This is a genomic window from Lysobacter sp. ESA13C, from assembly GCF_019970005.1.
Classification (GTDB): Bacteria; Pseudomonadota; Gammaproteobacteria; order Xanthomonadales; family Xanthomonadaceae; genus Lysobacter; species Lysobacter antibioticus_B.
In genome coordinates this window covers 260,277-274,235 of sequence record NZ_JAHXYK010000004.1, presented here as the reverse complement: position 1 = coordinate 274,235, position 13,959 = coordinate 260,277, and the positions used below count along the sequence as shown (strand labels likewise).

General features: G+C 70.1%; 7 protein-coding genes and 1 pseudogene. 5 read left to right on the top strand and 3 right to left on the bottom strand.

The window, feature by feature from the left end:
• Positions 1 to 353 precede the first annotated feature (353 nt).
• The 4 genes and pseudogenes from lexA (at position 354) to LC490_RS10105 (ending at position 6,436) form a co-directional block, all read left to right on the top strand.
• Positions 354 to 1,022 carry a transcriptional repressor LexA gene (gene lexA, locus LC490_RS10120; protein WP_031370832.1) on the top strand — a complete coding sequence of 223 codons (669 nt, stop codon included), beginning with the start codon at positions 354 to 356 and terminating at the stop codon, positions 1,020 to 1,022.
• An 8-nt stretch (positions 1,023 to 1,030) separates the two neighbouring features.
• Positions 1,031 to 1,654: pseudogene (imuA, locus tag LC490_RS10115) on the top strand (translesion DNA synthesis-associated protein ImuA); the annotation flags it as partial.
• Between the two features lie 220 nt (positions 1,655 to 1,874).
• Positions 1,875 to 3,314, top strand: a complete 1,440-nt coding sequence (locus tag LC490_RS10110) for a DNA polymerase Y family protein (protein ID WP_223620106.1) — start codon at positions 1,875 to 1,877, stop codon at positions 3,312 to 3,314.
• A complete protein-coding gene (locus tag LC490_RS10105) occupies positions 3,311 to 6,436 on the top strand; it encodes an error-prone DNA polymerase (RefSeq protein WP_223620105.1) in 3,126 nt (1,041 codons plus the stop codon). Before LC490_RS10110 ends, LC490_RS10105 begins: the two co-directional genes overlap by 4 nt.
• Before the next feature lie 56 nt (positions 6,437 to 6,492).
• Here the strand turns inward: LC490_RS10105 and pssA are convergent, their stop codons facing one another.
• Together pssA and LC490_RS10095 are read right to left on the bottom strand one after the other, a co-directional pair.
• On the bottom strand, positions 6,493 to 7,107 hold the full coding sequence (pssA, locus tag LC490_RS10100) for a CDP-diacylglycerol--serine O-phosphatidyltransferase (RefSeq protein WP_031370836.1): 615 nt from the start codon (positions 7,105 to 7,107) through the stop codon (positions 6,493 to 6,495).
• A 279-nt stretch (positions 7,108 to 7,386) separates the two neighbouring features.
• Positions 7,387 to 9,360 (bottom strand): 3-hydroxybutyrate oligomer hydrolase family protein, encoded by a 1,974-nt coding sequence (locus tag LC490_RS10095; protein WP_051884496.1) that lies wholly within the window; start codon positions 9,358 to 9,360, stop codon positions 7,387 to 7,389.
• 100 nt (positions 9,361 to 9,460) lie between these two features.
• Here LC490_RS10095 and LC490_RS10090 point away from each other — a divergent pair, with 100 nt between their 5' ends.
• Positions 9,461 to 10,126, top strand: a complete 666-nt coding sequence (locus LC490_RS10090) for a response regulator transcription factor (RefSeq protein ID WP_031370838.1) — start codon at positions 9,461 to 9,463, stop codon at positions 10,124 to 10,126.
• A 348-nt stretch (positions 10,127 to 10,474) separates the two neighbouring features.
• Here LC490_RS10090 and LC490_RS10085 read toward each other — a convergent pair whose 3' ends face one another.
• Complete coding sequence (locus LC490_RS10085; protein ID WP_223620104.1) at positions 10,475 to 13,825, bottom strand: PAS-domain containing protein; 3,351 nt, start codon at positions 13,823 to 13,825, stop codon at positions 10,475 to 10,477.
• Positions 13,826 to 13,959 lie beyond the last annotated feature (134 nt).

Below are 13,959 nucleotides of genomic sequence, written 5' to 3'. Positions count from 1 at the left end.
CTGTTTAGACAGAAATTAAAGAATGATCCGGCGGGAGTCAATCTCCGTTCGTCGGTTTAGGGGCCGCTCGGATCAAGGGCTTCAAGGGTAGGAGCGGCGCAAGCCGCGACCACTCGAAGCCCGAATACGCAGGCCCTACGAATCATTCCGAAGCTACGCAGCTTTCGGCCGGCGACGACCTCACGGCCCGAGGTCGCGGCTTGCGCCGCTCCTACCCCGAAGCCCAAAGCACGAAGCGGGCTGTCTCAGCCTGCGCGACCGCCCCGACGCAGGCTCGCGCTGCGAGCCGGACCATCCGTCGGCTGCTTCGATCAAGTCTTACCGGCTTGCCCATTTGTTACTAAGATTAGTACATGAGCCTGACCGACACCCGCCGCGCCCTCCTCGCCTACCTGCGCGAACGCATCGCCGCCGACGGCCTGCCGCCGTCGCAGCAGGAGATCGCCGCGCATTTCGGCTTCCGCCAGAACCGCTCGGCCGGCTACCACCTGCAGGCCCTGCAGGCCGAGGGGCTGATCGAGCTGCTGCCCGGCCGCGCGCGTGGCATCCGCCTGGTCCACGAGGCCGGTCTGGACGGCGAATTCGATACCAGCGGCTTCGACGACAGCGACCGTGCCGATGCCGCCGCCAACGACGATTCGCGCCTGTCCCTGCCGATCCTCGGCCGCGTCGCCGCCGGCGCGCCGATCGGCGCCGCCGCCGAGGCCGAGAGCCACGTCCTGATCGACCGCCTGCTGTTCTCGCCGCGCCCGGACTATCTGCTGCGGGTCAAAGGCGATTCGATGCGCGAGGACGGCATCCTCGACGGCGACCTGGTCGCCGTGCACCGCACCCGCGACGCCGCCAACGGCCAGACCGTGGTCGCGCGCATCGGCGAGGAAATCACCATCAAGCGCCTGAAGATCACCGCCGACGGCATCGAGTTGCTGCCGCGCAATCCCGACTACGCGCCGATCGTGATCGCCGCCGACGCCGACTTCGCGATCGAAGGCATCTACTGCGGCCTGGTACGCCGGGCCTGAGCGCGGCCATGAGCCACATCGTCGCGCTCGACCGCTTGATCGACACGCGCCAGGTCTGGCGCGGGCAGTCGGCGAACCTGGCGCCGTCCTCGCAATCCACCGGCCACGCCGCGCTCGATGCCGCGCTGCCGACCGGCGGCTGGCCCAAGGCGGCCCTGAGCGAGTTGCTGCTGCCGGCCAACGGCGTCGGCGAACTGGAACTGCTGTGGCCGGCGCTGGCGCGGCTGTCGCAGGACGACGCCCTGCACGGCGGGCGGATGATCGCCCTGGTCGACCCCCCATTCGTGCCGTATGCGCCGGCCTGGCGCGATGCCGGGGTGGCGCCTGCGCGCTTGCAATGGATCCGCGCCCAGCATCGCGACGCCTTGTGGGCGGCCGAGCAATGCCTGCGTTCGGGCGCTTGCGCGGCGGTGCTGTGTTGGCCGCAGCGCGCCGACGACCGTGCGCTGCGCCGGCTGCAGGTCGCCGCCGAGACCGGGCAATGCCTGGGCTTCGCCCTGCGCGACAGCCGCGCCGCGTTGAACCCTTCGCCGGCGGCGCTGCGCATCGCCATCGACACCGCGCCGCGGCAACTGCGCGTGCTCAAGTGCCGCGGCGGCAATGCGCCGGCCCGGCCGATCGCCTTCGCCCATGGCGCGCACAACGGCATCGCCGATGCGGCAGTATCGACGCGTATCGAAACGATCCGCAACGAAAGCGAGCCGGGCCGGAACGAACCCGCCATTTTGCCATCGATCCGCCTCGCCGCGCAGCCGAGCCGAGGCGGGCGTCTCGATCTTGCACGGCATGAACCGTCGCCCGCGCCGCATCCCGCGCCGGTCCTGACCCTGCGCCCGCGTTGAGCCGGCCGACATGCGCTGGGCCTGCCTGCTGTTGCCGCAATTGGCGTTGGACGTGGTCCTGCGCGGGCATGCACAGCCCGAGCGCGCGCTGGCCCTGGTCGACGGCCCGCAGGCGCGGCGGCGCCTGTATGCGGTCAACGCCGGCGCACGCGCACTCGGCCTGAAACCCGGCATGTCGCTGATCGCCGCGCAGGCGATCGCCGACGGTTTCCAGACCGTCGACCACGACCCGCAAGCCGCCGAACAGGCGCGCCAGTTGCTCGCCGCCTGGGCCTATCGTTACAGCTCGCAGGTCAGCACCGCCTTCGCGCATGCAATCGTGCTCGAAGTCGGGCGCAGCCGGCGTTTGTTCGGGCCCTGGCCGCAGTTGCGCGAACGCCTCGCACAGGAATTGCACGAGCTGGGTTTCCGTCATCGCATCGCCGCCGCGCCGAACCCGCATGCCGCGCGTGTGCTGACCAATATCGAAGACGGGCTGTGCTGCGACGACGACCGGCTCGAAGCGATGCTGGCGAAGTTGCCGATCGAACGTTGCGGCTTCGACGCCGACACGGTCGAGGCGCTGCAGCGCATGGGCCTGCGCAGGCTCGGCGCGGTCTTCGCCCTGCCGCGTGCGCCACTGGCCCGGCGTTTCGGTCAGGACGTGCTGACTCGCCTGGACGCATTGCGCGGTGCGGCGACGCCGCCGCTGATCTATTTCCAACCGCCGGATGCCTTCGATGCGCGCATCGAACTGGGCCACGAAGTCGAATCCAGCCAGGCCCTGCTGTTTCCCCTGCGCCGGCTCACCGCCGACCTGTCGGCGTATCTGTCCGGCCGCGACGGCGGCGTCGAACGCTTCAAGCTGATCCTCGAACACGAGCGCCACGCCCACCATCTGAACCACCCGCCCAGCGAGGTCGTAGTCGGGCTGCTCGCGCCGGAACGCGATGCGACGATGCTGTTCGAACTCGCACGCGGGCGTTTGCAGCAGGCGCAGCTGCCGGCCGCGGTGGTCGGTTTGCGCCTGCTCGCCGAGGCCTTGCCGCCGTTCGTGCCGGCACGCCGCGACCTGTTCGACACCCGTCCGCAACAGGCACTGCCGTGGACGCAATTGCGCGAACGCCTGCGCGCGCGGCTCGGCGACGACGGCGTGCAGGGTCTCGCGCCGCAGGCCGACCATCGCCCCGAGCGCGCCTGGCGCAGTCTGCCCGGCGACATCGCCGCGCGCGCCGCCCCGCAGGCCGGCAAAGTGCCGCGCCCGGGCTGGCTGCTGCGCGAACCTGAGCCGCTGCACGACAAAGTCGCCCAGGTCCTGGCCGGCCCGGAGCGCATCGAATCGGGCTGGTGGGACGAAGACGACGTGCGCCGCGACTACTACCTGGTCGAAACCGTCAAAGGCCAGCGCGCCTGGGTCTACCGCAGCGCCGGCGGCGACGGCCCGCTGATCCTGCACGGCTGGTTCGCATGAGCGCCCTGCCCGACCGCGCCCTGCCCGATTACGCCGAACTGCATTGCCTGTCGGCCTTCAGTTTCCAGCGCGGCGCCTCGATCGCCAGCGAGTTGTTCGAGCGCGCGCAAGCCTTGGGCTATCGCGCCCTGGCGATCACCGACGAATGCAGCCTGGCCGGCATCGTGCGCGCCTGGCAGGCGGCGAAGCAGACCGGGCTGGCGCTGATCGTCGGCAGCGAGATCCGCATCGACGGCGGGCCCAAAGTCGTGCTGCTGGTCGCCGAGCCGGTCGGTTACGCCTCGCTGTGCGGGTTGATCACCAGCGCGCGGCGACGCGCGAAAAAAGGCGAATACCGCTCGCTGCGCGAAGATTTCGACGGCCGCTGCGAAGGCCTGCTGGCGCTGTGGCTGCCCGACGGCGATGCCCATGACGACGCTCACGCCGATTGGCTGCGCGAGCGTTTCGGCGCACGCCTGTGGCTGGCGGTGGAACTGCATCGCGGCCCCGACGACGACGCGCGCCTGGCCCAACTACAGGCGCTGGCCGCGCGCCACGGCCTGGCAACTGTGGCCGCCGGCGACGTGCACATGCACGAGCGCGCTCGCCGTCCGCTGCAGGACGTGCTGACCGCGATCCGCCATCGCACCACCGTCGCCGAGGCCGGCCATCGTCTGTTCCCGAACGGCGAACGCCACCTGCGCATCCGCAAGGCGCTCGCGGCGATCTATCCGCGCGCGATGCTCGAAGAAACCCTACGGATCGCGGCTATGTGCCGCTTCGACCTCAAGCGCGACCTCGAATACCAGTACCCGCACGAACTGATTCCGGCCGGCGAAACCCCGAAGACCTGGCTGCCGCGCCTGGTCGAAAAAGGCGCCGCGGCGCGCTGGCCGCTCGGCGTGCCCGCGGATGCGCAAAAACAGATCGAACACGAGCTGCGTGTCATCGCCCACCTCGACTACGAGTCGTATTTCCTCACCGTCCACGACATCGTCGATTTCGCCCGCTCGCAAGACATTCTCTGCCAGGGCCGCGGCTCGGCGGCGAATTCGGTGGTCTGTTACGCGCTGGGCATCACCGAGATCGACCCGATCCGCATGGGCATGCTGTTCGAGCGCTTCATGTCGATCGAACGCAACGAACCGCCGGACATCGACGTCGACTTCGAGCACGAACGGCGCGAGGAAGTGCTGCAGTACGTGTTCAATCGCTACGGCCGCGAACGCGCGGCGCTGACCGCGGTGGCGATCAGCTACCGCGGCCGCAGCGCGGTGCGCAACGTCGCCGCCGCCCTGGGCATGCCGCAGGACCAGATCGGCGAGCTGGCGCGCACGCTGGACCGCTGGAGCGAGGACGTACCCTTGCCCGAGCATCTGCGCGAACGCGGCTTCGACCCGGATTCGCCCCTGCTGCGGCGCGTGGTCGCGCTGTCCTCGCATCTGGTCCAACACGGTTTCCCGCGCCACCTGTCGCAGCACCCGGGCGGCTTCGTGATCTCCGAGCGGCCGCTGCACACCCTGGTGCCGGTCGAGAACGCGGCGATGGACGATCGCACCGTGGTGCAGTGGGACAAGGACGATCTCGACGCCCTGGGCATCCTCAAGGTCGACTGCCTGGCCCTGGGCATGTTGACTGCGGTGCGCAAGACCTTCGCCTCGCTAGAACGCCAGGGCCACGGCCAGCTCGACATGGCCGGCATCCTCGCCCGCGGCGAGGACGCGGCGGTCTACGACATGATCTGCGAGGCCGACACCATCGGCGTGTTCCAGATCGAATCGCGCGCGCAGATGTCGATGCTGCCGCGGCTGCGCCCGCGCACGTTCTACGACCTGGTGATCGAGATCGCGATCGTGCGGCCCGGGCCGATCCAGGGCGACATGGTTAATCCCTATCTGCTGCGGCGCAAGAATCCCGACTTGGTCGAATACCCGTCGGAAGCGCTGCGCACGGTGCTGGTGCGCACCCTCGGCGTGCCCCTGTTCCAGGAGCAGGTCATGCAGATCGCCATCGTCGCCGCCGACTACACGCCAGGCGAGTCCGACGAGCTGCGCCGCTCGATGGCGGCCTGGAAACGTCACGGCGGGCTCGAACCGCACCGCGACAAACTGCGCAGCGGCATGTTGAGAAACGGCTATACGGAAGACTTCGCCCACCGTATCTTCGAGCAGATCAAGGGCTTCGGCAGCTACGGTTTTCCCGAGTCGCACGCCGCCAGCTTCGCCCTGATCACCTACGTCAGCTGCTGGCTAAAGCATCACCACCCGGCCGCGTTCGCCTGCGGCGTCATCAACTCGATGCCGATGGGCTTCTACACGCCCGGGCAGATCCTCCACGACGCGCGCCGGCACGGCGTCGCGGTGCTGCCGGTCGACGTGCGCTACAGCGAATGGGACTGCACTCTGGAGCCGGTGCACGGCCGGGTCGGCAAGCATCCGCATGCGATCCGCATGGGCCTGCGCCTGATCAACGGTTTCGACGAAGCCTCGGCCGAGCGCATCGCCGACGCGCGGGTGCGGGCGCCGTGGCGCGACGTCGAAGACCTGTGCGCGCGCGCCGCCATCGACGCCCGCGTGCGCGCCCTGCTCGCCGATTCGGGCGCGCTGCGCGCGCTCGCCGGCCATCGCCACCGCGCGCGCTGGGCGGTCGCCGGCGTCGATACCCAGTTACCGCTGTTCGCCGGGGTGGCCCGCGACGAGGCGCCGGTGTCGCTGCCGTTGCCGACCGCAGGCGAAGACGTGCAGGCCGACTACGCCCTGCTCGGCACCACTCTCGGTCGCCATCCTTTATCGCTGTTGCGCAGTACCCTGCACGCGCGGCGCTGCCGGCGTTCTTCGCAACTGGCCAAGACCGAGTCCGGCACCCAGGTGCGTTTCGCCGGCCTGGTGACCGTGCGCCAGCATCCGGAAACCTCCGGCGGGGTGACCTTCCTCAGCCTGGAAGACGAAGACGGCACGGTCAATGCGATTGTCTGGCGCGATCTCGCCCAGCGCCAGCGCCGGGTCCTGGTCGAAGCGCGGCTGATGGCGATCGACGCGCGCCTGGAACGCGTCGACGGCGTGCAGAACCTGATCGTCTCGCGCATGGAAGACCTGACCGTCCTGCTCGGCAGCCTGAGCACGCATTCGCGCGACTTCCACTAATCGGCCAGCTGCGCACGCCGCCTTCGACGCAGGACACGCCCACGCAAGGACTTCGATCAGGGCTTGGGGATACGCAAGGTCTTGCTGATCATGAGCGAGCCCGACAGCGCGAACATCAGCACCAGCGGATGGAACTGCCAGGGCCCGAGCTTGAACATGCCCAGCCACAGATCGGCGCCGATGTCGCCCTGCACCGCGGCGATGGCGAGCACGATCACCAGCAGCAGGCTGGTCGGGATCGGCGTGCCCTCGAAGTATTTGACCTTGCCCTCGTCGCCGGCCAGGGCCTCGGCGGTGACGTTGTAGCGCGCCAGGCGGCTCACGCCGCAACCGACGAAATAGCTCAGCACCACCCAGTCCCAGCCGCCCTGCAGGCCGCAGGCATAGGCCAGCGCCGCCGGCGCGACGCCGAAGGAGATCACGTCGGCCAGCGAATCCAGTTCGCGCCCGAGCGTGGACGAGGACTTGCGCCAGCGCGCGACGCGGCCGTCGAGGGCGTCGAAGATGAAGGCCAGCGGGATCAGCGCCATGCCGATCATCAAATCGCGCACGCCGCCTTCCTGCAGGAAACGCATCGCGGCGAAGATCGCGCCGGTGCCGCAAAAGGCGTTGGCGAGGGTGAACCAGTCCGCGAGATGGAATTCGCGGAGCATCGAAAAATGACGCGCCATGCGGTGCTGCTCCGTGGCGAACGGCCGCAGGGCCGTCCAGTGAGGGCGTTCAGCCTGCCAAAGCCGATGCGCCCGCCGCAAGAGGCAGAGGTCGCAAAGGCATCGATCCTCGCCGGTAGCGGCCCTCGGCACGCCCCTCGCAAGCGCTAGCGTCCCAGCCGGCGAACCACGCAGCGAGCCGCGTCGGGCCTGCTTCAGGCCTGCATGGCGGCGGTTGCTGCGCGGATGAACCCCATGTTCGCGCCTGGCTTGCGCGCGGATGAACGGCGCGCCGGCGCCTCAGCGCGGAATCGCCAGGTCGGCGGCCTTCAAGGCCTGCCCTTGCGCGCGCGGCGCGGTCTGGATCAGCGCATCGGCCGGCAAGGGCTGGTCCCGGTCGAGGTGCGCGTCGACGCGGTCGAGCGCCTCGTAGACATAGGGCAACAAGGGCAAATAACGCGTGCTCAGCGCCGGCAGGCCGAGGAAGGCGTCGAAGTGCTGGACGTTGCGCACCTGCCAGTAACGCACCTGCGCGCCGGCCTCGCGCGCCATCGCCACATAGGGCGCGCTGCTGAAGGCCGGCGGGATCAGGCCGTCGTCGAGGCCGTGCACGACCACGATCGGCAGGTCCTTGCGCGGCGCCGACGCGCGGGTCGCCTCGATGCCCTTGCGCACGCGTTGTTGCGCGGCGGCGAGCGCGGCGCCGCGCCCGGGCTGTTGCTCAGCGAGCGGTTCGCCGTTCCACAACTCGCGCAGGCCCGCCAGCGGCGCGAGGCGTTGCTCGGGCTGCGCCGCATTCGGGCCGAACAGATACACCCCCGCGCCCGGCGGAATGCCGCTGGCATCGGACCACCAGGCCGCGCGTTCGGCTTCGCTGGCGGCGCGTTCGCTGATCGGCGCGCCCGGAGCGACCTGGCCGGCGCTGTAGACGTAGCGGACCCAGGGCTGGTCGGGATTGCGCGTGCGCGGCTGCTGTGCCGCGCTGAAGCGGCCGTAGGCCGAGGCATAGGTCGCCGCGACCGCGCGCCACAGATCGAAGTTGACCGACAAGGCGCCGGCGCGCAGTGCGTCGTCGCTCCAGCCGTTGCCGCGCATGCGCTCGTAGGCGGCTTGCGCACGCACCTGCGTGCTCGCCTGCTTCGCCGCCTCGCCGAGCAAGCCCAGGGCGGCGGCGTAGTTGCAGAACGATTCCGCGCTGTCGCCGCTGATCGGCGCCACCGGCATCGCACCCAGCGGCTTGTGCAACAAGGCGCAAGGCATCAACAAGGCGGCTTCGGTGGTGTAGTCGTACAAGGGCCGCGCGCCTTCGACGTAGACGTTCGGCTCGCCGGCCACGACCGCATCGAGCCAGCGACCCTCGCGCCCGCCCTCGTCGTCGAGTTCGGCCGCGCGTAACACCGCGCCGCCGCCGTTGGAAATGCCGACTGCGATCACCCGCGTATTGGCGAAGGTGAAAGGCGCCTGTTTCGGAAAGGCTTGGTCGAGCGAGCGCAAGCCGAACTGCGCGGCCTGACGCACGTGCCGGCCCCAATCGGCCTCCGGGTTGTCGCGCGAGTGCGCATGCTTGAAGGCGACGCCCTTCGAAGCTTCGCGTTCGTTCGCATTCGGAGTGAAGGCCAGCCCGCCTTCGGCGACCGGGCCGGTGGTGCCGTCGGCACGCACGCCGATGCCGGCATCGAAATCGAAATAGTCGGTGCCCGCGCCCTTGTCGGTGTAGGCCACCGCGCAGCCCTTCGGCAGGCCCCAGGCGCCGGCGACCGCGATCGAGCCGTAGACGCCGCGCGAGCCCGACGAGGCGCTGACCACCAGGCAACGCTTCTTGGCATCGAACTCGTCGGGCACCTGCACCAGTACGCGATGCGGCTGATGGGCGCCGGGCAAATTCGCGAACGCGCTGAACTCGCGCCCGGGCACGCGCGCGAGGCTGCCGTACAGCTCACCGTAGCCGCCGCCCGGGGCGAGGTCGGCGATGCCGCGCCAGTTCGCCCACAAGGCGCGCCGACGCAACTCCGCAGCGGTGGGATGCGCGGCGTCGGCGAACGCCGGCGGCAGCATCGCGCGCAAGCCGTCGAGGCCGAGGCCTGCGCTGAGCAGGTCGTCGTGCTCGCCGCGATGCTCGGTCTGGCGTTCGGCGCTGAACATCGATGCGGATTCCTGGCGGGCGTTCGGGGCGGCGGAGCGCTGCTTGGCGGCGACCGCCACCGGCGATGCCGCGCAAGCCAGCAAGACGAGGGCGGCGGTGGCCGCGGCGGTGCGAAGGGATTGGGCGCTCATCCTCTCAGGCTAGCAAGTCGCGCGCAGCGCCTCATCGTACTTTCGTACAGCCGTGCACGGCGGCCGCGGCCGGTGCGCCGGGCCTGTTAGGCTAAAGACGATGCCGACCCTGCTGATCGCCGACGACCACCCGCTGTTCCGCGCCGCACTGCGCCAGGCCGCGGCCGATGCCGTGCCCGACACCATGATTCGCGAAGCCGGCACGCTCGACGACACCCTCGCCGCGCTCGAAGCCGAGCCCGGCATCGACCTGGTTCTGCTCGATCTGCACATGCCCGGTAACCACGGCCTGGCCGGGCTCGCGGCGATCCGCGCGCAGTACCCCGGCACCGCGGTCGCGGTGGTGTCGGCCAACGACGATCCGCGCGTGGTGCGGCGCGCGCTCGACCATGGCGCCGCCGGTTATCTGCCCAAGAGTTCCGGCCTGGACGAATTGCGCGATGCGATTCGCGCGGTGCTCGCTTGCGAGCAGTGGCTGCCGGCCTCGTTGCGCGCCGCGGTCGCGCGCACTCACAGCGAGCGCGGCGACGCCGACCTCGCCTCGCGCCTGGCCAGCCTGTCGCCGCAGCAGTTCCGGGTGCTGACCCTGGTCGCACAGGGCTTGCTCAACAAACAGATCGCCGATCGCCTCGACGTGCAGGAGCGCACAGTCAAGGCGCATCTGTCGGCGATCTTCGACCGCCTCGGCGTGCGCAACCGCACCCAGGCCGGCGTGGTCTTGCGCGAACTCGAATTGTCCGACCCGGCGCGGCGAATCGAAGACTAAGCGCTAGCGTCGGCTCGGACGTTCCGCGCCCGCCGCTCGACCCCGGATTCCTTGGTGGCGTCTAGCGTCGGACACTCGCGCCGTCAAGACTGCGCACGCCATCGCGGATCGTGATAGGCCTGCGACGAAGCACGCGGCACAGACCTTGGCACATTCAGGCTGTTTATCGTTTTCGCGGCCCGTGTTGTCCACACAGCCTGTGGACAAGCCTGCGGACAGTTCTCTTCCAACCACTCGCAACGCATTGCTACACAAGCATTGCAATAGGGTTGGCTAGAAAATGACCACCAAATTTCCTTGACTTTGCTCACGCTTGGTCACCACCCGAATTCGGCGCGGCGATGGCGCTCAGCGCTCGATTCCGCCGGCGGCGAGCAAGCGGTCGAGCACCGATTTCAGGGCCAGCGGCTTGACCGGTTTGGCCAGCAGCGACCAGCCGGCGGCATGCACCGATTGCCGCACCGCAGCACCGGTGTCGGCGCTCAGCAGCAGGCAAGGCCGTGCGCCGAACTCGTCGCTGAGGCGCTGCGCCAGGGCCACGCCGGTGTCGTCGTCGTCGAGGTGGTAGTCGAACAGCCACAGCGCCGCGGGCTGCTCGCGCATGGCCCGGCGCGCGTCCTCGCCGACGCTAGCGGTGACCACGGCGCAGCCCCAGCGCCGCAGCGTCTCGCTCAATGCGCCCAAGGCCTGCGGATCGTTGTCGACCGCGAGCACGCGCAGCCCGGCGATGCCGCGCGCCGCGCCGGCGGACGCGATCGGCTGCGATGCGATCGGCTGCGGCACGGGCAGGCTCGGCACGCGTACGCCGAACGCGGTGCCGTGGCCGACGCGGCTGTGCAGGCTCAGCGGCGCGTCGAGCAATTGCGCGATGCGGTCGGCGATCGACAGGCCCAGGCCGAGGCCCTGCCCCGGCGCGTCCTCGCCACGGCGGAATTCCTCGAAGATCATCGTGCGCTGGTCGGCCGCGATGCCCGGGCCGCTGTCGTGCACTTCGATCGACAGGCCGCCACCGCGCCGACGCACGCCGATCAACACCCGCCCCTGCGCGGTGTAGCGCACCGCATTGGCGAGGAAGTTCTGCAACACGCGGCGCAGCAACTGCGGGTCGCTGCGCGTCCACGCGCGCGAGGCGACATAGCGGAAACGCAGGCCGCGCGCGGCGGCAATGGCGCCGAACTCCGAGGCCAACGGCTCCAGCACTTCGGCCAGCGGAAACTCGCGCGGCTGCGGCACCAGGCCGCCGGCCTGCAAACGCGACATGTCGAGCAAACCGGTCAACAGATCGCCGGTGGAATCGAGCGCGCCGCCGATCTGGGCCACGGTTTCGCGTTGCGCCGGCTCGGCGACCTGCTGCGCCAAGGCATCGGTGAATAACTGCGCGGCATGCAAGGGCTGCATCAGGTCGTGGCCGACCGCGGCGAGGAAGCGGCTCTTGGCTTCGTTGGCGCGCTCGGCCTCGCGGGTCGCCACTTCCAGGTCGGCGGTGCGCTCGGCGACGCGCTGCTCCAGGGTTTCGTTGGCCTGGATCAGGCCGGCCTCGGCGCGCCGGAACGCGGTGACGTCGGTGAAAGTCGCGACGAAGCCGCCGCCGGGCATGGGGTTGCCGCGAATTTCGATGATGCTGCCGTCGGCGAGCACGCGCTCGGACAAATGCGCGGTGCCCGCGCGCATGAAGGCCAGGCGCCGTTCCAGCGAATATTCGATATCGGCCTGCATCGGTAAGCGCTGCATCGCCCAGCGCGCGAGATCGGCGATCGGCCGGCCGACCTGCAGCAACTCGGCCGGATAGCCGAACAGCTCGGCATAACGGCGGTTCCAGGCGACCAGGCGCAGTTGCGCGTCGACCACGCTGATGCCTTGGCTCATGTTCTGCAACGCCGCTTCCAGCAGACGCTGGTTGAAACGCAGGTCGGCCGAGGCCTCGCCGACGATCGCCGCCACGGTGTCGAGATCGCGCCCGGCTTCGCGCCGCGCCGCGTCCAGCAGCACCCGCGCCGAGGCCGAACCCAGCACCGCGGCCAGTTCGCGCTCGACGCCGGCTTCGACCGTGGCATCGACCGCGCCGCCGGCCGGCACCCCGTCGAGCAATTGCGCGACGCGTTCGCGCGACAGAAAGCGCAGGCCGGCGTCGCGCAAGGTCTGTGCATCGAGCCCGCGGCGCGCATGGCGCGGCGATTCGCGCCGCCACAGCGCCGCCAGCACGGTGGTCAGGGTGCCGATGAACAGGCTGACGCCGACCGCGCGACCGAGCCGGCTCCAGCCGGTCAGGCCGAACAAACGTTCCGGCGCCAGCCAATGCCAACCGAACGGCCCCTCGTGCAGCCACGACGGCGCGATACCGCGCGCTTCGTACAACAGCGGCAGCAGCAACACCCAGACCCAGGCCGCGAAGCCGGCGACGATGCCGGCGAAGGCCGCGCGCGCCGGCGTCTGCGGCCGCCACACCGCGAACGCGAGCGCCGGCGCCAGGGTCGCCAATGCCGAGAACGACACCGCGCCGACGTCGGCCAGCGCCTCGCTGCCGGCGATCAGGCGGCTATAGCCCCAGGCCAACAGCATGATCGCGACGATGCCGGCGCGGCGCAGCGCGAGCACGCGCCCGCGCAAGTCGTCGTTGCGCGCCCACGCGCCGCGCAACAGGCCCGGCGCGAACCAGTGGTTGCCGATCATCAGGCTCAGGGTCAGGGTGCTGACCACGACCATGCCGGTGGCGGCGCTGAGCCCCCCGAGGAAAGCGAACAGCGCCAGCGATTCGTGCCCTTGCGCCAGCGGCAGGGCCAGCACGTACAGGTCCGACGGCACCTGGCTGCCGAGCAAGGACTGGCCGACCTTGGCCAGCGGCAGCACCGGCAACGCGATCAACAACAGATACAGCGGGAACTGCCAACGCGCGGTGCGCACGTCGGCTTCATCGCGGCATTCGACCACCGCGACGTGGAACTGATGCGGCAGGATGAACATCGCCAGCCCGCCGAGCAGCACCAGCGGCACGAAACCGCCGGCCGGCTGCGCCGGTGCGTCGACAGCGACCGCCGCGGCCTGCGGCAAATCGCCGAGGCCGAACCAGACGAAGGCGCCGAGCGCGAGCATCGCGGCGAGCTTGAACACCGACTCGAACGCCATCGCCAGGACCAGGCCGCGGTTGTGCTCGGCCGCGCTGGCGCGGCGGGTGCCGAATAACATCGCGAACAAGGCCATCGCCAAGGCCACGTACAGCGCACTGTCGCGCCAGGCCGGCAGCGCGCCGCCGTCGGTCGCGCGCGTGGTCAGCATCGCGAAGCTCATCGCCACGGCCTTGAGCTGCAGGGCGATGTAGGGGATCAGGCCGAGCGCGGCGATCAAGGTCACCAGCGCGGCGAGCCAGGCGTCCTTGCCCAGGCGCGTGGCGATCAGATCGGCGAGCGAGGTCGCGTTGGTTTCGCGCGCCAGCTTGACCAGCTTGACCATGAAGCCGAGCGCGAGCGCGTAGAACAGGATCGAGCCGAGGAAAGTCGGCGGCAACGGCCAACCGTAGCGCGCCGCCTGGGTGACCGTGCCGTAGAAGGTCCACGAGGTGCAGTGCACCGCGAGCGACAGCGCGTAGATATGGCGCCAATGCCGCGCCAGCACGTTCGGCCGCCGCTCGGCGAACAGCGCGGTGCCGAACATCAGCGCCAGCCAGGCCAGGCTGGCCAGCGCGACGACGGTAAGGCTCAGCATGAGGCGGCGACGGGAGGCATCGGCGCAGGATAGCGCAGCGGTTCGGTGCGGCGGATGGGGTCGTAGAGAGTGAGGGGCGCTTTGGCTAGGCGAGGCGAAGGCGGGGCAAAAGCAAAGGCAAATCCCCCCTGCCC

Excerpts from the sequence above, each read along its gene's own strand:
- pssA (WP_031370836.1), bottom strand. The coding sequence starts at position 7,107 with ATGGCGCGTCATTTTTCGATGCTCCGCGAATTCCATCTCGCGGACTGG.
- LC490_RS10085 (WP_223620104.1), bottom strand. The coding sequence starts at position 13,825 with ATGCTGAGCCTTACCGTCGTCGCGCTGGCCAGCCTGGCCTGGCTGGCG.
- lexA (WP_031370832.1), top strand. The coding sequence starts at position 354 with ATGAGCCTGACCGACACCCGCCGCGCCCTCCTCGCCTACCTGCGCGAA.
- LC490_RS10110 (WP_223620106.1), top strand. The coding sequence starts at position 1,875 with ATGCGCTGGGCCTGCCTGCTGTTGCCGCAATTGGCGTTGGACGTGGTC.
- LC490_RS10105 (WP_223620105.1), top strand. The coding sequence starts at position 3,311 with ATGAGCGCCCTGCCCGACCGCGCCCTGCCCGATTACGCCGAACTGCAT.
- LC490_RS10095 (WP_051884496.1), bottom strand. The coding sequence starts at position 9,360 with ATGAGCGCCCAATCCCTTCGCACCGCCGCGGCCACCGCCGCCCTCGTC.
- LC490_RS10090 (WP_031370838.1), top strand. The coding sequence starts at position 9,461 with ATGCCGACCCTGCTGATCGCCGACGACCACCCGCTGTTCCGCGCCGCA.